Annotated in this window: 21 protein-coding genes; 13 read left to right on the top strand and 8 right to left on the bottom strand. The window is 62.1% G+C overall.

Going from position 1 to position 26094, the window contains the following annotated elements:
* The first annotated feature begins 236 nt into the window (after window positions 1–236).
* From cysS to cimA, 4 genes are all read left to right on the top strand, one after another.
* On the top strand, window positions 237–1646 hold the full coding sequence (gene cysS / locus VFG26_RS02790) for a cysteine--tRNA ligase (protein ID WP_325021972.1): 1410 nt from the start codon (window positions 237–239) through the stop codon (window positions 1644–1646).
* Window positions 1647–2163: 517 nt separating this feature from the next.
* Window positions 2164–4140, top strand: coding sequence for an APC family permease (locus VFG26_RS02785; protein WP_325021970.1), 1977 nt, complete (start codon window positions 2164–2166; stop codon window positions 4138–4140).
* A 518-nt stretch (window positions 4141–4658) separates the two neighbouring features.
* Entirely contained in the window at window positions 4659–5171 is a 513-nt protein-coding gene (locus VFG26_RS02780; protein ID WP_325021968.1) for a GNAT family N-acetyltransferase, read from the top strand.
* Window positions 5168–6799, top strand: coding sequence for a citramalate synthase (cimA, locus tag VFG26_RS02775; RefSeq protein ID WP_325021966.1), 1632 nt, complete (start codon window positions 5168–5170; stop codon window positions 6797–6799). Before VFG26_RS02780 ends, cimA begins: the two co-directional genes overlap by 4 nt.
* Here cimA and VFG26_RS02770 read toward each other — a convergent pair.
* Entirely contained in the window at window positions 6763–7065 is a 303-nt protein-coding gene (locus tag VFG26_RS02770) for a hypothetical protein (protein WP_325021965.1), read from the bottom strand. The genes cimA and VFG26_RS02770 overlap by 37 nt on opposite strands.
* 82 nt (window positions 7066–7147) lie before the next feature.
* On the opposite strand from VFG26_RS02770, the gene VFG26_RS02765 reads away from it, so the two are divergent.
* Window positions 7148–8035: an outer membrane protein gene (locus tag VFG26_RS02765; protein ID WP_325021963.1), complete on the top strand. Its 888-nt coding sequence runs from the start codon at window positions 7148–7150 to the stop codon at window positions 8033–8035.
* A gap of 88 nt (window positions 8036–8123) precedes the next feature.
* Here the strand turns inward: VFG26_RS02765 and VFG26_RS02760 are convergent, their stop codons facing one another.
* Both VFG26_RS02760 and VFG26_RS02755 read right to left on the bottom strand, forming a co-directional pair.
* On the bottom strand, window positions 8124–8420 hold the full coding sequence (locus VFG26_RS02760; RefSeq protein WP_325021961.1) for a MoaD/ThiS family protein: 297 nt from the start codon (window positions 8418–8420) through the stop codon (window positions 8124–8126).
* The gene (locus VFG26_RS02755; RefSeq protein WP_325021959.1) at window positions 8417–9532 is read right to left on the bottom strand and encodes an exo-alpha-sialidase; all 1116 of its coding nucleotides are present in this window, start codon (window positions 9530–9532) and stop codon (window positions 8417–8419) included. The genes VFG26_RS02760 and VFG26_RS02755 overlap by 4 nt, the downstream gene beginning before the upstream one ends.
* 909 nt (window positions 9533–10441) lie before the next feature.
* On the opposite strand from VFG26_RS02755, the gene VFG26_RS02750 reads away from it, so the two are divergent.
* Both VFG26_RS02750 and VFG26_RS02745 read left to right on the top strand, forming a co-directional pair.
* The gene (locus tag VFG26_RS02750; protein WP_325021957.1) at window positions 10442–11167 is read left to right on the top strand and encodes an outer membrane protein; all 726 of its coding nucleotides are present in this window, start codon (window positions 10442–10444) and stop codon (window positions 11165–11167) included.
* Between the two features lie 298 nt (window positions 11168–11465).
* The gene (locus tag VFG26_RS02745) at window positions 11466–12074 is read left to right on the top strand and encodes a c-type cytochrome (RefSeq protein WP_325021955.1); all 609 of its coding nucleotides are present in this window, start codon (window positions 11466–11468) and stop codon (window positions 12072–12074) included.
* A 110-nt stretch (window positions 12075–12184) separates the two neighbouring features.
* Here the strand turns inward: VFG26_RS02745 and VFG26_RS02740 are convergent, their stop codons facing one another.
* From VFG26_RS02740 to soxY, 3 genes are all read right to left on the bottom strand, one after another.
* Window positions 12185–13222, bottom strand: a complete 1038-nt coding sequence (locus VFG26_RS02740; RefSeq protein ID WP_325021953.1) for a DUF4331 family protein — start codon at window positions 13220–13222, stop codon at window positions 12185–12187.
* Between the two features lie 277 nt (window positions 13223–13499).
* Complete coding sequence (soxZ, locus tag VFG26_RS02735; RefSeq protein ID WP_325021951.1) at window positions 13500–13823, bottom strand: thiosulfate oxidation carrier complex protein SoxZ; 324 nt, start codon at window positions 13821–13823, stop codon at window positions 13500–13502.
* 12 nt (window positions 13824–13835) lie between these two features.
* Window positions 13836–14324, bottom strand: coding sequence for a thiosulfate oxidation carrier protein SoxY (gene soxY / locus VFG26_RS02730; RefSeq protein ID WP_325021949.1), 489 nt, complete (start codon window positions 14322–14324; stop codon window positions 13836–13838).
* A gap of 180 nt (window positions 14325–14504) precedes the next feature.
* On the opposite strand from soxY, the gene VFG26_RS02725 reads away from it, so the two are divergent.
* The 5 genes from VFG26_RS02725 to VFG26_RS02705 all read left to right on the top strand — a co-directional run bounded on the left by VFG26_RS02725 (window position 14505) and on the right by VFG26_RS02705 (window position 23312).
* Window positions 14505–15821: an NAD(P)/FAD-dependent oxidoreductase gene (locus VFG26_RS02725; RefSeq protein WP_325021947.1), complete on the top strand. Its 1317-nt coding sequence runs from the start codon at window positions 14505–14507 to the stop codon at window positions 15819–15821.
* Between the two features lie 256 nt (window positions 15822–16077).
* Window positions 16078–18555, top strand: coding sequence for an acyl-CoA dehydrogenase (locus tag VFG26_RS02720; protein ID WP_325021945.1), 2478 nt, complete (start codon window positions 16078–16080; stop codon window positions 18553–18555).
* A 34-nt stretch (window positions 18556–18589) separates the two neighbouring features.
* Window positions 18590–20608: a 3-hydroxyacyl-CoA dehydrogenase NAD-binding domain-containing protein gene (locus VFG26_RS02715; RefSeq protein WP_325021943.1), complete on the top strand. Its 2019-nt coding sequence runs from the start codon at window positions 18590–18592 to the stop codon at window positions 20606–20608.
* A 14-nt stretch (window positions 20609–20622) separates the two neighbouring features.
* Complete coding sequence (locus VFG26_RS02710; RefSeq protein WP_325021941.1) at window positions 20623–21927, top strand: acetyl-CoA C-acetyltransferase; 1305 nt, start codon at window positions 20623–20625, stop codon at window positions 21925–21927.
* 71 nt (window positions 21928–21998) lie between these two features.
* Window positions 21999–23312 (top strand): cyclopropane-fatty-acyl-phospholipid synthase family protein, encoded by a 1314-nt coding sequence (locus tag VFG26_RS02705; protein WP_325021940.1) that lies wholly within the window; start codon window positions 21999–22001, stop codon window positions 23310–23312.
* A 20-nt stretch (window positions 23313–23332) separates the two neighbouring features.
* Here VFG26_RS02705 and VFG26_RS02700 read toward each other — a convergent pair whose 3' ends face one another.
* Window positions 23333–23770: a MerR family DNA-binding transcriptional regulator gene (locus VFG26_RS02700; RefSeq protein WP_325021938.1), complete on the bottom strand. Its 438-nt coding sequence runs from the start codon at window positions 23768–23770 to the stop codon at window positions 23333–23335.
* A complete protein-coding gene (locus VFG26_RS02695; RefSeq protein WP_325021936.1) occupies window positions 23767–25482 on the bottom strand; it encodes a long-chain fatty acid--CoA ligase in 1716 nt (571 codons plus the stop codon). Before VFG26_RS02695 ends, VFG26_RS02700 begins: the two co-directional genes overlap by 4 nt.
* A 318-nt stretch (window positions 25483–25800) precedes the next feature.
* Here VFG26_RS02695 and VFG26_RS02690 point away from each other — a divergent pair, with 318 nt between their 5' ends.
* On the top strand, window positions 25801–26070 hold the full coding sequence (locus VFG26_RS02690; protein ID WP_045836129.1) for an acyl carrier protein: 270 nt from the start codon (window positions 25801–25803) through the stop codon (window positions 26068–26070).
* The last annotated feature ends 24 nt before the right edge of the window (window positions 26071–26094 follow it).

Genomic DNA, 26094 nt, shown 5'->3' with positions numbered 1-26094 from the left:
GTTTTCGAAAGCCTAAGCAGCGATTTGCTAGCGGGTCAATTGGGAGCAATTGCGACGTCCAGCAATTTGCGAAGGCTATCAGAAACTTGGCCTCCGGCTTGACGCCAGCGCCAAGACGCGCAAAACGCGCGGGCGGCTCTAATGTCGCCGCTGCCAGCCTATGGCATACTCAGGCTTCCGGAATATCTTCCGCTCGTTCGATATCGCAGACGACAGGCGACGCAAGAGGTCCCAGTTTGGCGCTCAAACTCCATAATACTCTGACCCGGCAAAAGGCCGAGTTCGAGCCGATCGACCCCTCGAACGTGCGCATGTACGTCTGCGGCCCGACCGTCTACGACTACGCCCACATCGGCAACGCGCGCCCCGTCATCGTTTTCGACGTGCTCTTCCGGCTGCTCCGCCAAATCTATGGGCCGCAGCACGTCACCTACGTGCGCAACATCACGGACGTGGACGACAAGATCAACGCCCGCGCCGCCCGCGATTACCCCAATCTGCCCCTCAACGAGGCGATCCGCAAAGTCACTGAGGCGACCGAGAAGCAGTTCCACGCCGACATCTCGGCTCTAGGCGTTCTGCCACCGACGTTCGAGCCCCGGGCCACGGAGTACATCCACCGCGACGACGGCCGCGAAGACATGGTCTCACTCATCGAGACGCTGGTGGATCGCGGCCACGCCTACGTCGCCGAAAACCACGTTCTGTTCGACGTCGAATCGATGCCGGATTACGGCCGCCTCTCCAACCGCTCGCTGGACGAGATGGAAGCCGGCGCCCGCGTCGAGGTCGCGCCCTACAAGAAAGGGCCGATGGACTTCGTGCTCTGGAAGCCCGCCAAGCCCGGCGAGCCCGCTTGGCCGTCACCCAGCGGTATCGACGTGCCGGGCCGCCCCGGCTGGCACATCGAATGCTCGGCCATGGCCGGCGCGTTGCTCGGACCCGTGTTCGACATCCACGGCGGCGGCATCGATTTGACCTTCCCGCATCACGAGAACGAGATCGCGCAGTCACGCTGCGCGCACGAAACGTCCGTGATGGCGAACGTCTGGCTGCACAACGGCTTCCTGCAGGTCGAAGGCGAGAAGATGTCGAAGAGCCTCGGCAACTTCGTCACCATCCATGAGCTGCTCGTCGCCGGATGGCCGGGCGAGGTGCTGCGCCTCAACATGCTGCGCACGCACTATCGCCAGCCCATCGACTGGACGCAGGCGGGTCTGGAAGAGAGCCGGAAAATCCTCACGCACTGGTTCTCGCGCGAAGAAATCGACACCAGCGATCATGCGAACGTGCCGCACGATTTTCTGGACGCCCTGAAAGATGATCTGAACACGCCCAAGGCCATCGCCGAGCTGCACGGCTACGCCTCATCGAAAGACTTCAAGAGCCTCGGCGCCGCGCTGGGCTTCCTCGGTTTTGACGGCGAAACGCTGAGAGCCGCCGAACAGCGCCTGGCCGAGACCGCGCATTCGCTAGCTTCCTCCGTTGAGCCGCTCATTGCCGCGCGCCTCGAAGCGAGAAAGCGCAAGGACTTCGCCGAATCCGACCGCATTCGCGACGAACTCGCCCAAATGGGCATCGCGCTGAAGGACACCAAGAACAAAGAAACCGGCGAAATCGAAACCACCTGGGAACTCACCCGCTAGCGAACTGACCCGAACAATGGATCCTCGGGTCATGCCCGAGGATGACAAGAGTTTAGCCCCGGCGCTGCCTCCACACACTGTCATCCTCGGCTTCATGCCGAGGATCCATCGGGCAACACGCACCGCTGCCGAACTGGCTCCCACGTCCGCAAAAGCGCGCCCTCGGGACGACGCCATCAGCCCAGCTGACCCCACACCGTCATCCCGGCGGAGGCCGGGATCCACGACAATGGGCAGCGCATTCGGTGTTGCTGTCCGCGCGAAGTATCCCGCATACGCTGAGGCTTGTCTGGGGTGCCGGCCGCCGCCGCCATGACGAAGATGGGGCAGCAGCCACTCGGGCCCACACAACAATGCAACGCCCGATCAGCATCTGTTAGCCGTCCTGAGCGATGGCGGCGGCGTAAAATCCGAACGCCCGGGTTGCTAATGTGAGAACCCCGCGCAGGCGCGACGCCTCAACGCAAGAAAGCCAAACGCCGCCATTGCGCCAAGCACAGCAAACGATGCACGCGGCATGACCCGTTCGCTGAAAACGATCCTGTTCGGCCCCGCAATCGCCAACCGTGATGCGCGGACCGAGAAGGTGGGCGTGCTCCGCGGTGTGGCCGCAGTTGGCCTCGATGGACTGGGGTCCGTCGCTTACGGCCCCGAAGCGATGCTGACGGTCCTCGCAGGCACCGGCCTCGCCGGTCTCAATGTCCAGATCGGCATCGCAATTGCCATCGTCCTGCTTCTGATGGCGCTCTATTTCTCATACCGCCAAACCATCGCCGCCTATCCGACGAACGGCGGCGCATATGTCGTCGCATCGCAGAACTTAGGGCCGCGCGCCGGCACACTCGCCGCCGCCGCCCTCATGATCGATTACCTCTTGAACGTCGCCGTCGGCATTTCATCGGGCGTCGGCGCCTTGATCTCGGCGGTACCGAGCCTCGAGCCGCACACGCTGAGCATCTGCCTCATCATTCTCGTCGGCCTCACGCTCGCAAACCTGCGCGGCACGCGGGAATCAAGCCTTCTGCTTTCCATCCCGACGTACCTGTTCATAGGCAGCCTCGGGCTGATGCTGGCGACGGCCGTCACGAAAGCCTGGCTCGCCGGTGGCCAACCTGAAGCCATCGATCCGCCGCCGGCACTTGCCCCCGTCACGCACGCAGTCGGCATCTGGCTCGTCTTGCGCGCGTTCGCGAGCGGCTGCACCGCGATGACCGGCGTCGAAGCCGTCAGCAATGGCGTCAACGCGTTCAAGGAACCGAAGGTACAGACAGCGCGCAGAACACTGACTGTCATCGTCACGACATTGGCTATCTTCCTGCTCGCGCTCGCCGTGTCCACGCGCGCATTCGACGTCATGGCGATGGATCAGACGCAGCCCGGCTATCAAAGTGTGCTGTCACAGTTGACGGCCGCCGTGTTCGGCCGCGACTGGTTTTATTACGTCACGATGAGTTCGGTTCTCGCCGTCCTGTGCCTTTCGGCCAACACGAGCTTCGTCGGCTTCCCGCTGCTTTGCGAAACCGTGGCGCGAGACGGATTCCTCCCGAAAGAATTTGCGGTCGCGGGGCGCCGTCTCGTTTATTCCGCAGGCATCCTTTTCCTCACGGCCGGCGCCGGGCTGCTGCTCATCGTCTTCAACGGCATTACCGATCGTCTGATACCGCTCTTCGCCGTCGGTGCATTCCTGTCGTTCACGCTCTCGCAGTTCGGCATGGCGGCGCACTGGCTGCGCGAACTCCGCACCTCGCGCGGCACGGACACGGCGGAAGGCGCGCTCGAGCGAAAGCGCACTTACACGCGCCTCTTCATCAACGGCTTCGGCGGCGTGGCGACCGGCGCCGCCCTTGCCATCATCATCATCGGTAAGTTCGTCGAAGGCGCGTGGATCGTCGTCATCGCGGTGCCGCTCACGCTCATGGTGCTCTGGGCCTGCAAGCGCTTCAACGTGGAAGTCGACGAGACCCTGATGCAAGGCTGCAAGTCGCCGATCGATGTTCACGATCGCACACCGCCCGTCGTCATCGTTCCGATCAACCGTTGGGACAGGCTCACGCGCAAGGCGATAGAATATGCGCTACGGCTATCGCCGGACGTGACCGCCCTTCACATTACCCGGCTCGAAGGTCCAGGCGTCGAGGAGGCGATCGGCCGCCTCAAGCAGAATTGGAAGAAGTATGTCGAGGCGCCGAGCCGCGAGAACGGCATTCGTCCGCCGCATCTGAAAATCGTCCGCTCGGAATATCGCAACCTCGTCACGCCCGTTTTGGACGCCGTGAAAGCGATTGACGACCGCGACACCAACCGCACGGTGCTCGTCGTCATGCCGGCGCTCGTGGAGGTGAACTGGTGGGGCTATCTCATGCACACCCATCGCGAACGCCGCCTGCGGGCGAAACTCCTGCAATACGGCGGCCCCCGCGTCAGCGTTGCCTCCGTGCCCTGGCAACTCAAACCCCAAACGCCCGCAGAAGGCCTCGAAGCCGAAGACGCCTGACTCCCAGTCTCACTGATCCCACTGTCATCCTCGGGCTTGTCCCGAGGATCCATAGTTCCCAATGACGGTGCCCCCTTCTGGGTCCCGGCTCTGCGCTGCGCTCCGGCCGGGATGACAAGTGGGGTTGTGAACACTTCCGAAATTGTCATCCCGGGCGAGCCCCCTTGCGAGACCCGGACCCATCGACGAGCACGGCGCGTGGCCTAATGGATCCTCGGCCTAAAGCCGAGGATGACAGCGGTTGGGTTGTGCCGAGGTTCAGCATCACCTCCGCCGGGATGACGGGTTAATGGAGTTGAGCCGCCTTGCGAGACCCGCGACCCCGCTTGCTTGCGACGACGACGCCCGCAGCCACTGTCACCCGGCGCATTGTTAAGGCTGGCAACCACTAGGCAGCGCGACCTTGCAAGGGGTTGCATCCATGGCGACATAGGGATACGCCGGACCGGCATTCCAAGACCCCTCGACCATGAACGGCCGCCGGCACCACACCGGCCGCTAAAACGGCTTTGAAAACAATGTCCGACGACTATCCGCTCCGACCGTTTCTGCCAGCCGATGCGATGGTGCTGCGCGATCTCTTCGCGCAAAGCATCGATGAGCTGACGGCCGACGATTACGACGAGGATCAGCGGCTCGCTTGGGCCGCAACGGCCGAAGACGCGGCAGCTTTCCGCGACCGGCTGGCGGGAGCGCTCACCCTCGTTGTGCAGGTGGACGGCGAGTACTTGGGCTTCGGCTCTCTCAAGGACAACAAAGCGATCGACATGCTCTACGTCCACCCCGACTTCGCGGGCGAGGGGGTGGGCACCGCGATCGCCGATGCGCTCGAGAAGATCGCAGGCGCCCGCGGCGCCGAGGCGATCACCGTCGATGCGAGCGACACGGCCGTGCCGTTTTTCGAGCGCCGCGGCTACGTCGGCGCGCAGCGCAACTCCATTCCGCTCGATGATCAATGGCTTTCCAACACGACCATGATAAAGCGTCTCGCCGGTAAGCCCGCGCAAGACGAGTCATCGAAACCATCATGAGCAAAGAACGCCTGTATCTCTTCGATACGACACTGCGCGACGGCGCCCAGACAACGGGCGTCGACTTTTCGCTCGAAGACAAGCGCCGCCTGATGCGCGTGCTCGATGATCTGGGTATCGATTACATCGAGGGTGGTTTCCCCGGCGCCAACGCCACCGATACCAAGCTTTTCTCGTCGCGGCCCGACTTGAAGTCGGCGCGCTTCACCGCCTTCGGCATGACGAAGCGGGCAGGGCGGTCCGTCTCCAATGATCCGGGCCTGCAGGGGGTCCTTCAGTCCACCGCCGACAGCATCTGCCTCGTCGCGAAATCGTCCGACTATCAGGTCCGCGTCGCACTCGGCATCACCAACGAGGAAAACCTCGAAGCCATCGAACAGTCCGTCCGCGCCGTCGTGGAAACGCAGCGCGAGGCGATGATCGACTGCGAGCACTTCTTCGACGGTTACAAGTCGAACCGCGACTATGCGATCGCCGTTGCAAAAACCGCCTTTGACGCGGGCGCGCGCTGGATTGTCCTGTGTGACACCAACGGCGGAACGCTGCCGCACGAGATCGAGCGCATCGTGGCCGACGTCGCGACGCACGTGCCCGGCAGCAATCTCGGCATTCATACGCACAACGATACGGAAAACGCCGTCGCCAACACGCTGATGGCGGTCCGCGCCGGCTGCCGGCAGATCCAGGGCACGCTCAACGGGCTGGGCGAGCGCTGCGGCAACGCCAATCTCACGTCCATCATTCCTACACTGCTTCTGAAGAGCGAATTCGCCGACGCGTTCGAGACCGGCGTCACGCCGGAGAAACTGCGCATACTGACGCACGCGAGCCGCGTGCTCGATGAAGTGCTGAACGAAGCGCCGAACCGCCACGCGCCCTACGTCGGCGAAAGCGCGTTCGCAACAAAGGCCGGCATTCACGCCTCCGCCTTGATGAAAGCGCCCGAAACCTACGAGCACGTGCCGCCTGAAAGCGTTGGCAACGAGCGCCGCATTCTCGTCTCGAAGCAGGGCGGGCGCTCATCGCTCACCTCCGCGCTCGAACGCCTGGGTCTGCCATCCGACAAGGACGACGCGCGCGTGCAAGCACTGCTCGACGAGGTGAAGGCGCGCGAGGATCAGGGCTATTCCTACGAGGCCGCCGAAGCGTCATTCGAGCTTCTGGCCCGCCGCGCACTGGCGAGCGTCCCGCGCTATTTCTCAGTCGATAATTTTCGCGTCACGGTCGAACGCCGCGAGGAACGGTCGCGCGCGCATAATGGTAACGGCACCGTTTCGCATGCCGTCGTCACCGTTTCGATCGCCGGCGACGACGCACCAATCGTCTCGGTCGGTGAAGGCAACGGTCCCGTCAACGCGCTCGACAAGGCACTGCGCAGCGACCTCGGCCGCTACCAGAAGCATATCGAGCATGTGGAACTCGTCGACTACAAGGTCCGTATCCTGACGCAGACCCATAAGGGCGGAACCGACGCGATCACGCGCGTGCTCGTCGAAAGTCACGACTCGCAAACCGGCGAGCGCTGGACGACTGTCGGCGTCTCACCCAACATCATCGACGCGAGCTTTGAAGCGCTTCTCGACAGCATCAATTACAAGCTGCTCAAAGACAACGCGCAGGGCGGCTGACGTTTTATCCCCAGCTGTGGACATGTGAACGGCTGCGGATACCGTTCACCGGTGGCAGCGCGATCCAGCCCGAGATCCATGCCTTCGCGCATCTTAACGCGCGTGAACACCTGCCAATTTTCCAAGCAATTATGACTGCGCGGAATTTTGGAATCCGCCGCGAGAATTGCTGCGCTGCTATGACGGTCAGCATAGTGATCAAAAAGCAGCGCCCGATTAAAAGGATCATGTTCAGCATGCGGATAAGTTGCGGCAACAATGTGCAATCGATAGCACTCGTTGTGGACAAGCTGTTGAAAACGGCAGCGCGGAAGGACATGGGGAGAGTAACGGGGAGCAAGTAGTGTGATGCGTAAGTGTGTTGCGTTTATCGCATGCGTTTTGTTGCAGTCCACCGGAGCATTCGCTGGGGACTTTCTGACATCGACCGATGGCTGGACCGGGTTTTCCGTCGGCGCCGGTATCGGCGCCAAGACCATCGATCAGAATGCCACCGCAGCAGCGGAGCGTTGGGACCTCTTCAAGAAAAAGACCTGCTTTTGGTACTATTATTGCGACACCGACTACTACGGTACCAAGCCCGAATATCTAAAGGGTTCGATGAACGACGACGCCTGGAAGATTTTCGGCACCGTGCAAGTCGGCTACGACCGGCTCCTTTTTGACCGCGTCCTCATCGGCGCCTTCGCCGACTACGATTTCCATCCCGAAGGCGATGAGCATGCCTCTTTCAGCTACAAGGGCAACTCGCTCTCGGGTGATCTCGACCGCGCGGGCACTTGGACGGTCGGTGGCCGCCTCGGCTATCTCGTGACGCCGCGGTTCCTCGTCTACGGTTTGGGCGGCTTCTCCCGCATGAACCAGGATGGATCGGTGACGGCGGCCTTCGACGGCCCGAAATACGCGCCCCTGCCGACGAGCGTCACACTGACAACCGGTGACCTCGATGGCTGGACCACTGGCGGTGGCATCGAAACCAAGCTCGACCGGATCGACAAGCGCCTCTCGCTTAAAGTTGAATATCGCTACTCGCGGTTTGAAGGCGATAGCGACGTCGGCTACGACGACGCTTTCAATAAAACGACCTATAAGAAGTGGTGGACCAAGACCCAGGTGAAGCATTGGGCGTCGGAAGGGGCAGGCTTCGATCTCGACGAGGCAACCGTGCAATCGGTCCGCGCCGTATTGGTCTGGAAATTACAAGCCGATCCCGCGCCGATCGAGCCACTGAAATAGCTTCTCACGTTAAAACGATCATCCCCTGGGGCGCCTCGTCCGAAGTCTAGCGTCGGAGGCGCCCTTCCCACATCCGGCTCTGTCGCGTTCAGCCGCCGGCAATCGCACCGACGATCAGAAACGGCTGCGATCCTGACTTGACCTCGTCGGGCAACGGCGCATCCATCGGCTCGTGCGAGAGATCGCGCTGACACGCGAAAAATCGCAAGAACGGCCGCCGCCGTTTCGTCACGTGATCGCGAATGGTCCCGCGCAACACCGGATATTGCGTCTCGAGCGCATCGAGAAGCGACCGTTGCGTCGCTTCTCCATCGACCTCGAGCACAACTTCGCCGTTGATGTTCGCATGCATCCGGAGATGCGACGGCAGCACGACGCGGATCATGCGAGCGTCTGGACCTCGACCGACAGCACCGGCGGCAAATCGCGAACGATTGCGTTCCACGTATCGCCGGCATCCGCGGAAGCATAGACCTGCCCGCCCGTCGTGCCGAAGTAGACGCCGCAGGAATCGAGCGTATCGACCGCCATCGCGTCGCGCAGCACGTTCACGTAGCAGTTGGACTGCGGAAGGCCTTTCGTCAGCGGCTCCCATTCCTGGCCGCCCGAGCGGCTGCGCCAGACCTGCAGCTTGCCATCAATCGGAAAGTGCTCCGCATCGCTCTTGATCGGGACGACGTAGATCGTGTCCGGCTCGTGCGCATGCACGTCGATGACGAAGCCGAAATCCGTCGGCAGGTTCCCGCTCACTTCGTGCCAGGAATCTCCGCCGTCGTTGCTGCGCATCACGTCCCAATGCTTCTGCATGAACAGCACTTCCGGCCGCGAGGGATGCATTGCCAGGCGGTGCACGCAATGCCCGACATCCGCATGCGGATCGGGGATGTATTCCGACCGCAAACCCCTATTGATGGGCAGCCACGTCGCGCCGCCATCGTCCGTCCGAAATGCACCGGCGGCAGAGATCGCGATGAACATCCGCTGCGGATTGACGGGATCGAGCAGAATGGTGTGCAGGCACATGCCGCCGGCGCCTGGCATCCAGGCCGCTCCCGATCCATGCCCGCGCAATCCGGAAAGTTCCGCCCACGACTTGCCGCCATCCGTCGAACGGAACAGAGCCGCATCCTCGACCCCGGCAAAAACCGTATCGGGGTCGGTGGCGGACGGCTCGATGTGCCAGACGCGCTTGAACTCCCACGGGTGAGGGGTGCCGTCGTACCATTGATGCGTACCGGGCACGCCGTCGTAGACGAATTTGTTGTCGACTGGCTCCCACGTCTTGCCGCCATCATCGGAACGCTGGATCTGCTGCCCGAACCAGCTGCTCGATTGCGACGCGTAGATGCGGTTGGGATCTGCGCGCGAGCCTTTGACGTGGTAGATTTCCCAACCTGGAAAAAACGGACCGCTGACCTCCCAGTCCTTCCGCGTGCCATCCGCCGTGAGAACGAACGCGCCCTTGCGCGTGCCCACCAAAACCCGAACCCCTGCCATCGTTTCCTCGCGCTTGTTTTCCCGGTCTGCCGCCGGCTATGGCGATCATCGCCGCTTACCGGCCAACCTGTCACCCCCCGTTGGCACCATTTCGGCAGCCCGCAAATTTTTGACAGCCGACCGCCAATAAGCCTCTGCAACTCTTGCGATGCTAGGTCCCCTACAGCCTTCGCTGGAATGATGGTGGTCGCGGGGCGTGCTCGACGACGTGGTGGCCATGGATGGCAAATGGGCCATCGCCCAGCAACGTCATGCCGGGGGAGGCGGGCATCCGCCCAAGCCTCTGGCCTGGCTGGATCCCGGCCTCCGCCGGGATGACGGGATTGATAGAGCGGGGCCCACAGTTGTCATCCCGGGCGAGCCCCCTTGCGAGACCCGGGACCCACCTTCATCCCGCTCTCGCAAAAAAACTTATCCCCGCTCTCCGCACCGCGCGCATACTCCGCTCATCCCGCCGCGTGCGAAGGGCTCAAGGCTCGAGCTGGGCGCCTGAGGGCGGTGGGAGCGCGCCGGACTGCCGGAACCCATCAGCTGGATCCGGGGTCGTCTGCCGGCTGCGGTGGCCACGAGGTGGCGCCGGAGTTCAACGCCCGTTCGAAAAAATCGGAATGCGCGGGCGGATGGCGGTGTCAACGGTTCGAAATGGGGGCCCACCTCCGTTGCGCGTCGCGGATCGGCGAAGGCTGCATCCCGAAACAAAAATAGAAAAACGCGAGGCCGCGCCGATCTGCCCCTTCGCCCTATTTGCGCATCCGGCTGCAGCCACTGCAGCCGGCCGCTCGAACGCGTCCATCATTCTAATCTGGAATACAAACTTGCATCCACAGATCAGCAGCACACTGTGTTGTCTTGCGCTTTCCCTCGAAGCCTCGTCATGCAACGTTTCCGAAAATGCTCTCGGGGGATATTATGGTTAGACTCGGCATCGCAATGATTGGCGTTCTTTTTTTTCAGGCATCTATATCGCAGGCTCAAGCAGATGATTGGTCGGGGTTCTCATTTGGGGCGTATACAGGCATTGGACTATCCCATAACTCGGCGAGAAGCGTGACTTTCAACGAGTCCTCTTTTGGCTCCGCGCAATCCATTTCAGGAGACGACGCTGAGTGGAATGGAGGTTTCGCTATTTCAGCGAGCTGGCAGATGCAAAGTACGGTCCTCGGTGTAGCTATCGATTTTGATCCATTCGGCACGACACAGCAAATCGAATGCCGCTTGAGCTGGGCTGCTGGTTGGGACAGTAACGTTTTCGTCTCCGATGAAGGCCTCGGTAGTTGTGCTCGCGACGTATCGTGGTCCGCAAGCATTGTCGGGAAACTTGGATGGTTAGCTTCAGACTCAACATTGCTGTACGGCCTAGGCGGTTGGACAACATCGAGGATCAGGCAAAGTTTTGAGTGGCCTTCCTCGCTGGATTCCTCGTCGCAAACCTTGAGCGGTGTAACTGTGGGTGGCGGTGTCGAGCATCGCCTTACCGCGAACTGGCATCTGTCAGTAGAGTTTCGAGCGACAATGTTCGAAGCAAAAAGCGTCAGCGGAGTTTCCAAAGAGCTGAACGCACCTCAGTTTACAGAGATTGGTGGAGATGTCGAAACTGTTCGCTTTGGCTTAACGTATTTTGTTCCGTGGCGATGAGGCGAGCACATCCATGCCGGATCAAGAGGGCGTCATCTTCGCCGTCGCAAGCATTGTCCACGCACGCGGGCAATAACGAGAAGCACTCAAATCACCGCCGGAACGTACGGGAACTTCTTCGATGGCTTCGATGCGCCCGGCTCCCGGCCGCGCCGATCCGCCCCTTCGCTTTATTTCAACCGGCTCTGCCTCGCAGAGTTGGGCGCACATCCATGCCCGGTGCGCGACGGGCCTGGACGAACGACCATGAGTTGAGAGATAACCTGATCGCGAATTGGTTAGTGTGCGGAGTTTGCTGATGCCCGGAAATGCAGTTCGTGCGGCCATTGCGGCTGCATTTGTAATGACGTCTCTGCTCGCGGTCGGTGAGCGTGCAGCTGCACAGACCCTGAACGATCTCACGCAGACCTGTGCCGCCTGTCACGGCGAGGCGGGGGTGCCGACCGAAAAGACCACGCCCGTCATCTGGGGACAGCCCCGCGCTTACCTTTTGAACCAGCTCAACGATTTCAAGATCGGACGCCGGAAAAACGAAATCATGTCAGGCGTCGCCGAGTCTCTCAGCAAGCAGGACATGGAAGCGCTCGCGACCTATTACTCGCAACAGCAATGGCCGGATCTTCAGCAGCCGGCGCCATCACCTGAGGACCGCGCCGCCGCTGACGCCGTAGTCAATTCGCTCAATTGCAGAGGGTGCCACCAGGCGAACTATCAGGGCGATACCGTCAGGCCGCGGCTGGCTGGGCAGCAGGATGAGTATCTCCTGAAGACAATGACTGACTTCCACACCGGCGAGCGGCGCAATTACATCGGCATGGTGGTCCTGATGAAGTCGCTCGACGAAGCGCAATTGAAGCCGGTTGCCAACTACCTCGCCAGCCTCAGGTATAACGGTCGCCCGAAATAGCCTGCCCGGCGGCCGGCTCCGCGAAGCGGAGTCGCCGGGCACAAGCAAAGAACTCCACGCCCGGCGGCCGGCTCCGCGAAGCGGAGTCGCCGGGCACAAACAAATGAGTCTCAAGGAGCCGCCGGAACATACGGGAATTTCTTCGATGGCTTCGACACGACCGACTCCCTGCCGATCCCCAGACGGATCGGCGTGTTGGCCGCAAGCGTGAACATCACGTCCGGTGCGTTGTCGGTCAGTGACCGGCCGTTCCATTCCGCAAAGCCAAACACAGCAGGCGTGCCGACCGTGTAGGGAAGAATATTGGGGCAGAACCTATGCGCAACCGTCTCGGCATAGGCCCTCGGATCATCCGCTGTTCCGTAGGCGCCGACGGTGCCCGCGATCGAGGTGATGACGGCTTCGCCATGCGTGTCGAAATCATCCGCCGGCCGGCCCCCGTTCAGCCCGTTTCCCAAGTCCTCGTTGAACTGTGTGAAGAGCGGATGGATCATCGGCAGACCAACACGATTGATCGCACGCCATCCACCCGCATCGGTGGCAAGCGACGCAATGGCCCAAACGCCGATCAGGTGGCCGCTGCCTGCGGTATCTTTGAGAAGCTCTTTGTCCGGAACCTCGAGCACGATCGAATAGACGGTATGACCGGCGAATAAATTCTTCGCTTGGCTCCCGTCCCACTTCGATAGGTCGACGGTCGTTCCATCCTGAAAAGCGTGTCCGACAGCATGCAGAACATCAGGCTCGATCCAGAATGGATCGCCCGCTTGTCCACACCAGATGCGGAGCCCGGTCTCAGTCGTAACGTCGTCGCCCGTCCTGCCTTCGGCAACGACCGCGCCTGCAGCATGAGGATCGGTGGCCTCGGGGCCATCGATACGGCGCAGCACGAAGCCCTGTTTGCCCTCGGCATCGCGTTCGCCGAACGTGATGCGATAGGTGATGTCTTCCACCGCGTCGCCGTCGAGATCGATCTTGAATTCGTACATGCCTTCGGGGTGGTAGCCGGGCGATGGAATGGGGCCGAAGATCGAGTGACAGACGTTGATGGCGAAGACCGTTCCGGCCTCGCCTCTGAAGACGTAGAGATCGGTGATATCGAGGCGAATGTCCTGCCGAGCCAACGGGCAATCGAGGTGATGAGACACGTGCGTTCTCCCTTCGCTTCGCTGAATGCTGGACCAATCTGAGGATTGTAGGCGTATTGCGACGAGGGGCTAATCGGCACTTGGTTCTAGCGCCGAATGGCCGAGGCGCGCGTTTGTTATCGCCGCTTCTGCGCGAGGGAAAAGAACATACCTTGATGTTGGCTGCTGCGGTCTCTGCTCAATTCATCGACTTTGAGCCGAATGCATCTCATCACCCAGATCGCACGTGCCCGGCGGCCGGCGCGCCGAACGCGTGTCGCCAGGCACAATCAAAAAATCACACCAGCTTCAGCGGCGCCGTTGCCGTGGTCGTCACGCCCTGATCGTCCGTCCAGGCCACCTCGAATGCGCCGGGCCCGGGAACGCGCATGCAGAACGCAATATACGGGTTGGCGGAAATGCCGGGGCCAAGTTCGGCGCGGAAGACCTCCTTGCCCTCGAACTTCGCGACGAACGTATGAATGATGTTGCGCGGGATCGGCTTGCCGGTCTTGTCGCGCCGATTGCCCGTTTCCATCACGTGCGTGACGAGCGTCTTGATCTCGATCACCTCGCCGGGCTTGGCAGTGTCGGGAAGTTTGATGCGCGGATTGGCTGCCATGACGCTTGCTCCTCAGATCCCGCAGCCGCCGATCGTCACTTTGACGAGCGTCGTTGAAATCAGCATCCGTCCGTCGGACTGCTCCGCCAGTACGACGACGTTCTGCGTCTTCGCCAGCCGAATGCGCGTCTGCACGCGCGCCACCGCGTTCACCGGCGTGAGAAAGAAGGTGGCGACATGCGCGTGAGGATTTTCCGTCGAGAGAATGTGGATCGCCTTGATGTAGTCGGCATCCGTCATCGGGCTGTCGGCGGCAATCGTCATCGGCACGAAATTGCCGTTCTCGGCCGTCTCCGGCAAATCGACCGTAACCTTGCCTTCGATCGGCGTCGCCGAACCCACGAGCCGCTCGTAATCGTCCTTGAACTTCTGGCTGGGCGCGAGCGCATGCGGCCCCGCATCCTCCGCGCGCGCAAAATAGGGGTGAAGCGCCGCCGCAGCGGCTGCCGAGGCCAGGAATGTCCGGCGGCTCAGGATGGTAATGTCGATAGGGTCTGGCACGCGGGGCCTCGAAGCGTAATATCCAGTGTTATATAGGATACCGCGCTGCGGCACCGCCACCTTGTCCGGCAGGTTATGTCCCTGGCAGGCCGTGGCGGCAGGTGGCAAATGAGCCCTCCACGCCGTCAGCTTGATGTGATGATTGAGGCGCGGCCGCGCGCCGGCATGAAAGGCGGGGGAATGACGAAGATCACGCGCCGCGAATTCGCCCTGCTGACGGCCGGCGCAAGCTTGGCCGCAGCATCGGGCTTGCCGCGTCCGGCGTTGGCCGCAGGTCCCGCCAAGATCGTCATCATCGGCGGCGGACCGGGCGGCGCCGCGGTCGCCAACCGCTTGAAGACGGCAAGCCCCGGCCTCGACATCACACTCATTGAGCCGAAGGAAAAATACACGACCTGCATCCGCTCGAACCTTTATCTCGGCGGCTTCCGGTCGTTCAAATCCATCACGCACGACTACGCGGGCGTGAAGCGGCGCGGCATCAACGTCGTCACCGACACCGCGACCGCGATCGATACGGCAGCGAAGACCGTGACGCTCGCCCGCGCATCGCAGCCGTTGCCGTATGACCGCCTCGTCGTCGCCCCCGGCATCGACTTCAAATACGAGACCATCGAAGGCTACTCGCCGGAAGCCGCCAAGCTCATGCCGCATGCCTGGCAGGGCGGCGAGCAAACGTGGCTGCTGAAGGAAAAGCTGCTCGCGCTGCCCGATGGCGGCCTCGTCGTCATGTCGGCCCCGCCGAACCCGTATCGCTGTCCGCCGGGCCCCTACGAACGCGCCTGCATGATCGCCCACTTCCTGAAAACCCGGAAGCCCAAGGCCAAGCTCGTCCTCTTCGACGCCAAGAAAACCTACTCGAAGCAGGCCGTCTTCGAGGAAGCCTACGACGAATATTACAAGGGCATCATCGAGATCAATTCGACCAACGAGATCGACGACTTCGACGTCATCAAGGTCGACGCGAAGACGGGCGTGGTGACGACGAAAGCCGGCCGGACCGAACGCGCCGCGCTCGCCAACATCATCCCCGCGCAGAAGGCCGCCGCAATCGCCGCCCGCGCCGGGCTGACGGAGGGCGACTGGTGCCCCGTCAATCCAGAAAACTTCACATCCACGAAGGCGAACGACGTCTACGTGCTGGGCGACGCCGCAATCGCCAACGACATGCCGAAATCCGCGTTCTCGGCCGTCAGCCAGGCCGCCGTCGTCGCTGCCGATATTATCGCGAGCCTCGAAGGCAAACCGCGCGTTTCGGGAAAATACAGAAACACCTGCTGGTCAATGCTCGCCCCCGAAAACAGTGCTAAAATCGGCGGCGATTACGTGCCGGCAACAAAGGATGGAAAGCCATATCTCGAAGTGAAGGAGCCCTTCGTCTCTCAGCCCGGTGACAGCGCCGAGATCCGCCGCCAGAACAACCAGGAGAGCACCGACTGGTATCAGACCATGGTCACGGATCTCTTCGGCGAACCGCCGATGAAGGCAGAGCGCTAGTTTCCGCAATCCTTAAGGTTTCTCGCGCAGCATTTGGGTTGAGGTGAGGGGGAAGGCTCCGATGACCGCTCGCACATGCTGCTTGCCCGGCAACGCCGGGGGCGCGGCGCGTGTATCTGCAAGTTTGAAAAACTGATATCTGGACGCGGGTCGCGAGCCCTGGACCTCAGCGCAAGAGCTTCTTAAGTTGACCTATAGGTCAACGGTAACTATTGGACCCGCCGGCTTCTGACGGCAGCCTCTTGGAGACAGCGTAATGGTAACCGTCGTTCTTTTGCTGGTGGCCGTGATCGGTTTCCTCGCGCTCGGCATGCTCCGGGCGCCGCTCTGGGGCTGGGCCGCAGCGGTGGGCGTCTTCACGTTGCTGGCGACGGGCGGAAGCATCGGCCCGATCAGTTGGATCGCGTGGCTGCCGTTCGCAGCACTTGCTGTGCTGTCGATCCCGTCGGTGCGCCGCAGCCTCATCATCGCGCCGGTCTTCGCGCAAATCCGCAAGATCCTGCCGCGCGTATCCGACACCGAAGCCCAGGCGCTGGAAGCCGGCACTGTCGGCTTCGACGCCGAACTGTTCTCCGGCACGCCCGACTGGGACAAGCTGCAGTCCATCCCGCCGATCGAACTCTCAGTCGAAGAGCAGGCCTTCCTCGACGGCCCTACCGAAGACCTCTGCCGCATGATCAACGATTGGCAGATCCGTCACGATCAGCACGAGGTGCCGGAAGAAATCTGGGACTTCGTGAAGAAGCACGGCTTTCTCGGCATGCTCATTTCGAAGGAGCACGGCGGCCTTGGATTTTCTGCGCAGGCTCAGTCGCTCATCCTCGGCAAGATCGCCTCACGCTCGCCCGACGTCGTCACCATCGTCATGGTGCCGAATTCGCTGGGCCCCGGCGAACTGATCGAAAAGTACGGCACGGACGAGCAGAAACATCACTACCTGCCGCGTCTCGCCAAGGGCGAAGAGGTGCCTTGCTTCTCGCTCACCGGGCCCACATCAGGCTCCGACGCCGCAACGATGCGCGATATCGGCTACGTGACGCGCGGCACGTATCAGGGCCGCGAAACGCTTGGCATCAGCCTCTCGTGGGACAAGCGCTACATCACGCTCGGACCCAAGGCGACGCTCGTTGGCCTCGCGTTCCGCCTCTTCGATAAGGACAACCTGCTCGGCAAAGGCGAGGACATCGGCATCACGCTGGCGTTGATCCCGGCCGATCATCCCGGCGTCAACATCGGGCGCCGCCATCTGCCCTCGGGCTCCGCATTCCCGAACGGCCCCAACTGGGGCAACGACGTTTTCATCCCGATCGATTGGGTCATCGGCGGCCAGGCAATGGCCGGCAACGGCTGGCGCATGCTGATGGAATGCCTTTCCGCGGGCCGCGCGATCTCGCTGCCCTCGTCAGCCACGGCCGGCGCCAAGGCGATGCTGCGCGTCACCTCCGCTTACGGCCGCATCCGTAAGCAGTTCGGACTGCCCGTCTCGCGCATGGAAGGCGTGGAAGAACCGCTCGTCCGCATGATCGAGGCGGCTTACGTGAACGAAGCCGCCCGCGCGATGACCGCGTCGATGGTCTCGCGCGGCGAGAAGCCGTCCGTCATCTCCGCGCTGATGAAGTATCAGACGACCGAGAAAATGCGCCGCGCCGTCAACGACGCGATGGACATCCACGGCGGCCGCGGCATCTGCGATGGCCCGTCGAACTACCTGCAATCCGCGTATCAGATGGTCCCCGTCGGCATCACGGTCGAAGGCGCCAACATCCTGACGCGCACGCTCATCACGTTTGCGCAAGGCGCGCTCCGCTCGCATCCCTACCTCTACAAGGAAGTGCAGGCAGCCCAAGACCCCGACAAGAAACGCGGCCTCGATACCTTCGAGAACGCGTTCAACAATCACATCGCCTTCTCGCTCTCGAACGCGACCGGCGGCTTCGTTCACAACCTGACGGGCGGCGCTTTCGTCACGGCACCGGCGAGCGCCTTGCGCATGTCGCACTGGTATCGCCAGCTCGGACGCGCCAGCCGCTCCTTCGCTTTCCTCGCCGACTTGTCGGTTGCGCTGCTCGGCGGCGGCCTGAAGACGAAGCAGAAAATCACCGGCCGCATGGCAGACGCGCTGTCCGAGCTCTACATGCTCGCCGCCACGCTGAAGCGCTACGATGACGACGGCCGCCCCGAAGGCGATGAAGAGATCGTCGAACTCGCGGCTGAGAACGCGCTCTACCGCTTCCAGGAAGCCGTCTCCGGCGTCATTGACAACTTCCCCGTTCGCGCCGCGCGTCCCTTCATGCGCATCGTCGTCTTCCCGCTCGGCCGCCGTTTCCGGCCCGCATCCGACGCCCTCGGCCACCGCGTCGCGCGCCACGCGCTGCAGCCGGGCGAAGTTCGCGATCGCCTGACGCGGCACATTTTCGTCTCCAAGGACGTCAATGATCCAACCGGCCTTCTCGAAGTGACGCTGGAGAAAGTGATCTTCGCCGAAGCGATCGAAAAGAAGCTCGAAAAAGCCATCCGCGACGGCGTCGTCCGGCGTTATCATGGCATCGACTGGTTTGCTGACGCGCAAGAAAAAGGCGTAATCACCGCGGCGGAGGCCGAACAGCTCCGCGAGGTCGAACGGCTCGTCGCCCGCGTCGTCGCGGTCGATCACTTCGACCCGGTAGAGGTGAAGCCGCATTATATGACGCCCGGCCACAACGTACGCGGGCCCGAGAGCCTGGCAGCGGAATGAGCGGGACCGAAGTCTCGAAGTGTTGAGGTGAGTGATGATGGATACAGCGGTGCAGACGAGTGAACCGCAGTTGCGAGACTGGCGCTTCAAGATCGACGGCGAGGGCATTGCCTGGGCGACCTTCGACCGCGAAGGCGAAAGCGCCAACTCTCTCGGCCGCCGGCCGATCGAAGAGCTGGGCGCAATCATCGAGCGCGTCGAAACCGCAGCCCGCGCCAAAACGGTGCGCGGCCTCGTCATCATGTCGGGCAAGGAGCGCGGCTACATCGTCGGCGCCGACATCCGCGAGTTCGAACACTTTCAGACCGAGCAGGATGTCATCGCCGCGCTGAAGCCGGTCAACGACCTCCTCGACCGGATCGAGAAGCTGCCCATCCCGGTCGTCGCCGCCATCCACGGCGTCTGCGTCGGCGGCGGCCTCGAGCTGATCCTCGCCTGCCATTACCGCATCGCCACGCGCGATGACTCAACGCGCGTCGGCTTCCCCGAAGTGAAGCTCGGCATCTTCCCGGGCTTCAACGGCACCGCGCGTTCGATCAAGCAGGTCGGCCCCATGGCCGCGATGCAGACCATGCTGACCGGCAGCATGATCCGCGCCACGGTCGCGAAAGCGCTCGGCTTCATTGATCAACTCGTCGGTAGCCCCGGCGAGCTGCATTGGGCCGCGCGCAAGGCCGTGCTGCAGAAGCGCCGCTCGAAATCCGCGGGCCTCGCCAAGATGGTGCTAACGAAGTGGCCCGCACGCACACTGCTCGCCAAGAAGATGCGCCAGGAGACGGCCAAGAAAGTCCGCGCCGATCACTATCCCGCACCCTTCCGCCTAATCGACTTGTTCGAAAAATACGGCGGCGACCTCGCCACCATGAAGCGCGAAGAGACGACCGCGTTCGCGCCGTTGATGGTGTCGGATACCTCGCGCAACTTGCGCCGCGTCTTCCGCCTGACCGAACTTCTGAAGGGCCAAGCGCCCAAAGGCTTCAAATGGAGGCCGAGCCGCGCCCACATCATCGGCGCTGGCACGATGGGGGCCGACATTGCCGGCGTCTGCGTTGCGGCCGGCATGGAAGTGACGCTGCAGGACATCTCCGCCGAACAGCTGGAGAAGGGCATCAAGGCGCAAGGCAAGCTCTTCGCCCGCAAGTTCAAGACGAAGGCAACGCGCGACGCCGCGAAGGCGCGTCTCATCGCTGATCCCGAAGGCAAGGGCATCGCGCGTGCCGACGTCATCATCGAGGCGATCGTCGAACGGCTCGACATCAAGCAGAAGCTCTTCGCCGACCTCGAAACGAAGATCAAACCCGGCGCCGTGCTCGCAACGAACACGTCGTCGCTGAAGCTTGAAGACATCGCTCAGCCGCTGAAGGATCCGGGCCGCCTGATCGGCCTGCACTTCTTCTCGCCCGTCGCGCAGATGCCGCTCGTCGAAGTCGTGCGCGGCGCCAACACGCGTGACGACGAAGTGAAGAAGGGCGCGGCGTTCGTCACCGCCATCGACAAGTTCCCGCTCATCACGAAGGACGTCCCGGGCTTCCTCGTGAACAAGGTGCTGACGCCTTACATGTTCGCTGCGATGAAGCGGCTGGAAGAGGGCGAGGACAAGGAGAAGATCGACGAAGCCGCGCGCGCGTTCGGCATGCCGATGGGCCCCATTGAGCTTGCCGACAATGTCGGTCTCGATATCTGCGCCCACGTCGCGAAAATTCTCGGTCAATCGAGCGAAGGCTCGCGGCTCGATCGCCTCGTCGCATCCGGCCGTCTCGGCAAGAAGACGGGCGAGGGCTTTTACGTCTGGAAAGACGGCAAGCCCGTGAAGTCGGATCAGAAGTTCGACAAGGCCGAGATCGAACGCTTGGGCCGCGAACTCGTCGATCCGATGATCGCCGAAGCGCAGAAGTCGCTCGACGATGGCGTTGTCGAAACCGCCGATCTCGTCGATGCCGGCATGATTTTCGGCACCGGCTTCGCACCATTCCGCGGTGGTCCGCTGCATTACAAGAAAAGCTTGAGCGCCGCGGGTGGCGCTCAGTCTCCGCACGCCGCAGCTGCCGAATAGTTTGGGAGAATGACATGACACGAGAACTCCGGCGCGTGGCGATTGTCGGTGGCGCCCGCATCCCGTTCTGCCGTTCGAATACGTTCTACGCGGACCTGACGAACCTCGACATGATGGCGGCCGCCTTGAACGGCGTCGTTGATCGGTTCGGCCTCAAGGGCCAGCACATCGACGAAGTCGTGGGCGGCGCCGTCGTCACGCACTCGAAGGATTTCAATCTCGCGCGCGAGGCCGTCCTCTCGACGAAACTTGCGCCCTCTACGCCGGGCGTCACGCTCATCCAGGCCTGCGGAACCTCGCTGCAATCGGCGCTCATGTCCGCTGCGAAAATCGCAACGGGCGAAATCGACAGCGCCATCTCCGTCGGCTCCGACACGACGTCGGACGCGCCCATCGTCTTCTCGAAGAAGTTTTCCAAGCGGCTCATCGGCGTCCAGCAGAGCAAGACCGCGCTCGACAAGATCAAGGTCTTCAAGGGCCTCTCGCCCGTCGAGCTTGCCCCGCAGCCGCCCAACGTCGCCGAGCCGCGCACGGGGCTCTCGATGGGTCAGCACTGCGAGCTGATGGCGCAGGAATGGCAGATCCCGCGCGCCGATCAGGACCTGCTCGCCTACGAGAGCCACAAGAAAGGCGCCGCTGCCTACGACGAAGGCTACATGGACGATCTCGTCGTTCCCTGCGCCGGCGTTTATCGCGACAACAACTTGCGCCCCGACATCACGCTGGAGAAGCTCAGCACCCTGAAGCCCGCGTTTGAGAAATCCGAGCGCGGCACGCTGACGGCCGGCAACTCGACGCCGCTCACCGATGGCGCCGCCGCCGTGCTGCTTGCATCCGAGGAGTGGGCGAAGGCGCGCAATCTGCCCGTGCTCGCGTATCTGACCTACGGGCAGCACATCGGCAATAATTTCGTCGGCGGCGACGGGCTCCTGATGGCGCCGACCATCGCCGTCTCGAAGATGCTCGACCGCGCCGGTCTCACGCTGCAGGACTTCGACTTCTACGAACTGCACGAAGCCTTCGCAGCCCAAGTGCTGTGCACGCTGAAAGCTTGGGAAGATCCGGAGTACTGCAAGACGCATCTGGGCAAGGATCAGCCGCTCGGCTCCATCGATCGCAGCAAACTCAATGTCAAAGGCTCCTCGCTGGCGTTCGGCCATCCGTTCGCGGCAACGGGCGCCCGCATCGTCGCCAATCTCGCCAAACTCCTGTCGACGAAGGGTGGCCGCGGCCTCATCTCCGTCTGCACGGCAGGCGGCATGGGCGTGACGGCGATCATGGAAGCGCCCACAACCATCGAGGCCCGCGCCGCGGCGTAATGCGCCGGACAGAAGACTCAAGCGCCCCGTTGCGCTATTGACCTTGCGTCCAACGGAGCAGGGGAAGCGCAATGGGGGCGAAGGACGACAAGCAACTCGAGGCGGCGCGCGCGCTGGTCCGTAACCTCGCAGGCCGCCTCAACGTTGATGGCTGGGTCCGTCTGTGGGACGGCACGCGCTTGCCGCTCGGCAGCGCGCCGAAATCCGATTTCGAAATTTCCATCCGCGATCCCGGCGTCATCGGCGCGATCCTCCGCCGCCCGTCGCTCGATTCGATCATCCGCCAGTACGTCGAGAAGGGCATCGACTTCTCGGGCGGCACGCTCGTCGACTTCGGCTTGGGGCTCCAGGACGGCCGCAAGTCCGTGAAGATGAAACCGGCAGAGTTCGCAAAGCTCGCGCTGAAGCTGTCGCCGTTCCTGTTCGCCAAATCCTCAGACACGCGCGACGCGCACGGCTTCGCAGGCGAGATCACCGGCAAGAACCGCAAGACCGAAGACAACAAGGCCTACATCCAGTTCCACTACGACCTGTCGAACGATTTCTACGCGCTCTTCCTCGATCCCGAGATGGTCTACTCGTGCGCGTACTACACGGATTGGTCGAACGGCGTTGAACAGGCCCAGCACGACAAACTCGAAATGATCTGCCGCAAACTTCGCCTGAAGCCCGGCGACCGCATGCTCGACATCGGCGCCGGCTGGGGCGGACTGCTGTGTCATGCCGCGAAGAACTACGGCGTCACAGCGCACGGCGTCACGCTGTCGGAAGAGCAGCTGGCGTTCGCCCGCGCCAAGGCCAAGCGCCTCGGCCTCGAAGATCGCGTCACGTTCGAATTGAACGATTACTCCAAGCTGACCGGCACTTACGACAAGATCGCCTCCATCGGCATGTACGAGCACATCGGGCTGAAGAACATCCCCGCTTACATGCGCAAGGTCCGCTCGCTGCTCTCCGACGACGGGCTGTTCCTCAATCACGCCATCTCGCGCCGCGCGCACAAGCCGAAGACCGGCTGGATGAAATCGCGCATGCGTCCCGAAAAGAAGGCGATCGCGAAATACATCTTCCCGGGCGGCGAGCTGGACGACATCGGCCACTCGATCTCGGCCATGGAGCAGGCGGGCTTCGAGGTGCACGACGTTGAAGCCTGGCGTCTGCACTACGCGCGCACGTGTCAGCTCTGGTGCGAACGGCTGACCGCCAATCGCGAGCAGGCCATCGCCTACGTCGGCGAGGAGAAATACCGGATCTGGGTCGCGTATCTTGCGGGGGTCAGCCTCGCGTTCTCGCGCGGCACGCTGCGGCTCTTCCAGACGCTCACCTCGAAGTCCGCCAAGCGCAATCCGGTGCTGCCGCCGACGCGCGCCGACCTCTACCGCTGAACGCGATAACGCTCGGAAGCTCAGGCGTTCTTCTTTAGATGCGCCTCACAGCGCGCACGGATCTCGTTCAGTTCGTCGAGCGACCGCGCGATGTCGTCTCGCTTTGTCTCGAGATCGCCGATTGCCGCCGTCACCTTGTCGAGCAGGTGCCGCGTTTGCGCCAGCTGCGCGGGATCGGAATCATAAAGCGAAAGATAGTCGCTCACGTCCTCGACCGAAAAGCCGAGGTTGCGCCCGCGCAGGATCAGGATGAGCCGCGCCCTGTCGCGCTTCGAATACCGCCGCGCCGTCCCGACCCGCTCGGGCGAAATCAATCCGCGGCTCTCGTAGAATCGAATGGCGCGCGTTGTGACGCCGAATTCCTTGGCCAGCGCCGAAATCGTGTACGCCGGCTCCGCAGGCGAATCGGAGCCGGATCCGGCAACCTTGGAGAGTGAGCCCGTGCTCTTGACGCTCATGCGGACTTCGCGCGCTTGGCTTCCTCGGCCGCCAACTCCTTCTTGGAAAGCTTGCCAATCATCGTCTTGGGCAAGCTGTCGCGAAACTCGATCGCGGCCGGCATCTCGATCTTGGAAATCTTCGGCTCCAAATGCTTGAGAATGTCTGCCGAGGTCGCCGGCATCCCGCTTTTCAACTTGATGAACGCTTTGGGCGCTTCCCCGCGATAGGCGTCCGGAATGCCGATGACGGTGACCTCTTCGACGGCGGCATGCGTGTAGATCGCTTCCTCGATCCGCCTTGGATAGACGTTGTAGCCTGAGCAGATGATGAGGTCCTTGATCCGGTCGACGATCGAGAAATACCCATGCTCGTCCATGATGGCGACGTCCCCGGTCCGCAGGAAACCGTCGACAAATTGCTTCTCCGTCTCGGCTGGCTTGTTCCAGTAGCCCTTCATGATCTGTGGACCCTTGGCACAAAGTTCTCCGCGCTCGCCTTGAGCGACTTCCTTCGACGGATCATCGATGTCGCGCAGCGAAATGATCGTGCCCGGCAGCGGCGGTCCGATGGAGCCGGCGACGGGTTCGCCTTGGACCGGATTGCAGGTGAGGACCGGAGAGGCCTCAGACAGCCCGTAGCCCTCGACGACTTTGGAGCCTGAAACGGCCTCGAACTTGAGCTTGACCTCGAGCGGCAGCGGCGCCCCGCCCGACACGCAGAAGCGCAGCGACGAGACGTCGTAGGATTTGAATTCCGGGTAGTTCAGCATCGCCGTGAAGATCGTGGGCACGGCAGGCAGAACGGTCGGCCTCTCCTTGTGCAGAAGCTTCAAGGCTTCGACGAGCTGGAACCGCGGCAGCAGAATGATCCGGGCCGCAAGCTCGACGCCCATGTTCATCACGACCGTCATCGCAAACACGTGGAAGAGGGGCAGCGCGCCCAGAATGCTCTCCTCGCCGGGCTTCAGATCGACGCCCCAGGCGGCAATCTGCGCCGTGTTGGCGGTGAGGTTCGCATGGGTCAGCATGGCGCCCTTGGGCGTACCCGTCGTGCCGCCCGTGTATTGCAGGACCGCGACGTCTCCGTCCGCGTCGATCGCGACTGGCGTCATCGGAGCCGATGTCGCCGCCAGCGCGAGACCATCGACGATTTGGGCCTTCGCGCGCGAGCCTTTGACGTCCGCGACATCTTTCCTTTTGAAGAGGCGAAAGAGCACAGATTTGAGCGGCGGCAACACGCTGGCGAACGGCACGATGATCGAGCGCGCGATCACGCCAGCGAGCATCAATGCCTCAGCCTTCGAAAACAGCACGGTGAGATCATGTGTCACCATGATCTCCGTCTCGCTGTCCCGGACCTGGAAGGCGAGCTCCTCGAGAGTATAAAGGGGATTGAAATTGACGACCGTACCGCCCGCTTTGAGTATTGCGAAATAATAGACAATGAATGTCGGGGTATTTGGAAGTAGGAGGCCGACTTTCGTTCCCCGCTTTACTCCGAGCGATTGCAGCCCTGCCGCCACCCGGTTAACCTCGGTACCAAGCTCCGAATAGGTCGTGCTCCGCCCCAGGAAGCTGATGGCGGGTCTTTCCGGAAAGAATTTAACAGCACGATCCAGAAGCTCCGGCACCGTCCGCTTTGGGATCGGCATGTGCCAGTCGACACCTTGCGGATAATGTTTGATCCACGGTGTCGAATTTGTCGCCGTTTCGGGTACTTCGGGTTTCATGGTGTCCGGGAAGGTTTGAGTGTTATTATGTCCGGATATATTTTACTTCGCAGAAGCTTTCGAACGCTTGCATTTGCCGTACAATATTAGTCAAATCCGGGTTCCGAAAGCTAGCGTTGGATCGGTCCTGTCCCGTCTGGGATAGTACAACTTTGTGGGCGCGTGGGTGGACCGTGAAAGAGCGCGACGGTCCGCACCTAGACTTGCCGGTTGTTTAAGGATAAGTGACCCCCCCGCTTGCTGATGAAATGGTCTTGGCTTAGGTAGATGCCAAGCAAAACTGGCCCATCGCAGATATTGCGAGGGTGGGAGAGGCCGATGGACGAAGTCGCGACGAAGGTTATCGAAATCCTCAAGAAGCATATGAAGGAGCCGCGCGACGACATCTCGCTCGACACCCAGCTTACAGATCTCAAGATCGAGTCCCTTGATCTTGCGATGATCGTATTCGACATCGAAGATGGCTTTGGGATTGAGATCCCATACAACGCCAACGAGGAAGTCGAAGCTTTCAAGACTGTTGGCTCGGTCGTGGATCGCGTGAAGTCGCTGATTGCTGCCAAGCAGGCTTCTGCCGCTAAAGCTTAACCGCTTGCGGCGTCTTCTGACGAA

It is taken from the genome of Hyphomicrobium sp. (assembly GCF_035687085.1).
GTDB lineage: Bacteria > Pseudomonadota > Alphaproteobacteria > Rhizobiales > Hyphomicrobiaceae > Hyphomicrobium_B.
The sequence above is the reverse complement of the archived record's forward strand: the minus strand, read 5'-3'. Positions and strand labels throughout refer to the sequence as shown.

Coding starts and splice junctions, on each gene's coding strand:
- VFG26_RS02785 (WP_325021970.1), top strand. CDS start 2,164: ATGACCCGTTCGCTGAAAACGATCCTGTTCGGCCCCGCAATCGCCAAC.
- VFG26_RS02780 (WP_325021968.1), top strand. CDS start 4,659: ATGTCCGACGACTATCCGCTCCGACCGTTTCTGCCAGCCGATGCGATG.
- cimA (WP_325021966.1), top strand. CDS start 5,168: ATGAGCAAAGAACGCCTGTATCTCTTCGATACGACACTGCGCGACGGC.
- VFG26_RS02765 (WP_325021963.1), top strand. CDS start 7,148: ATGCGTAAGTGTGTTGCGTTTATCGCATGCGTTTTGTTGCAGTCCACC.
- VFG26_RS02760 (WP_325021961.1), bottom strand. CDS start 8,420: ATGATCCGCGTCGTGCTGCCGTCGCATCTCCGGATGCATGCGAACATC.
- VFG26_RS02755 (WP_325021959.1), bottom strand. CDS start 9,532: ATGGCAGGGGTTCGGGTTTTGGTGGGCACGCGCAAGGGCGCGTTCGTT.
- VFG26_RS02750 (WP_325021957.1), top strand. CDS start 10,442: ATGGTTAGACTCGGCATCGCAATGATTGGCGTTCTTTTTTTTCAGGCA.
- VFG26_RS02745 (WP_325021955.1), top strand. CDS start 11,466: ATGCCCGGAAATGCAGTTCGTGCGGCCATTGCGGCTGCATTTGTAATG.
- soxZ (WP_325021951.1), bottom strand. CDS start 13,823: ATGGCAGCCAATCCGCGCATCAAACTTCCCGACACTGCCAAGCCCGGC.
- VFG26_RS02725 (WP_325021947.1), top strand. CDS start 14,505: ATGACGAAGATCACGCGCCGCGAATTCGCCCTGCTGACGGCCGGCGCA.
- VFG26_RS02720 (WP_325021945.1), top strand. CDS start 16,078: ATGGTAACCGTCGTTCTTTTGCTGGTGGCCGTGATCGGTTTCCTCGCG.
- VFG26_RS02715 (WP_325021943.1), top strand. CDS start 18,590: ATGATGGATACAGCGGTGCAGACGAGTGAACCGCAGTTGCGAGACTGG.
- VFG26_RS02710 (WP_325021941.1), top strand. CDS start 20,623: ATGACACGAGAACTCCGGCGCGTGGCGATTGTCGGTGGCGCCCGCATC.
- VFG26_RS02705 (WP_325021940.1), top strand. CDS start 21,999: ATGGGGGCGAAGGACGACAAGCAACTCGAGGCGGCGCGCGCGCTGGTC.
- VFG26_RS02700 (WP_325021938.1), bottom strand. CDS start 23,770: ATGAGCGTCAAGAGCACGGGCTCACTCTCCAAGGTTGCCGGATCCGGC.
- VFG26_RS02695 (WP_325021936.1), bottom strand. CDS start 25,482: ATGAAACCCGAAGTACCCGAAACGGCGACAAATTCGACACCGTGGATC.
- VFG26_RS02690 (WP_045836129.1), top strand. CDS start 25,801: ATGGACGAAGTCGCGACGAAGGTTATCGAAATCCTCAAGAAGCATATG.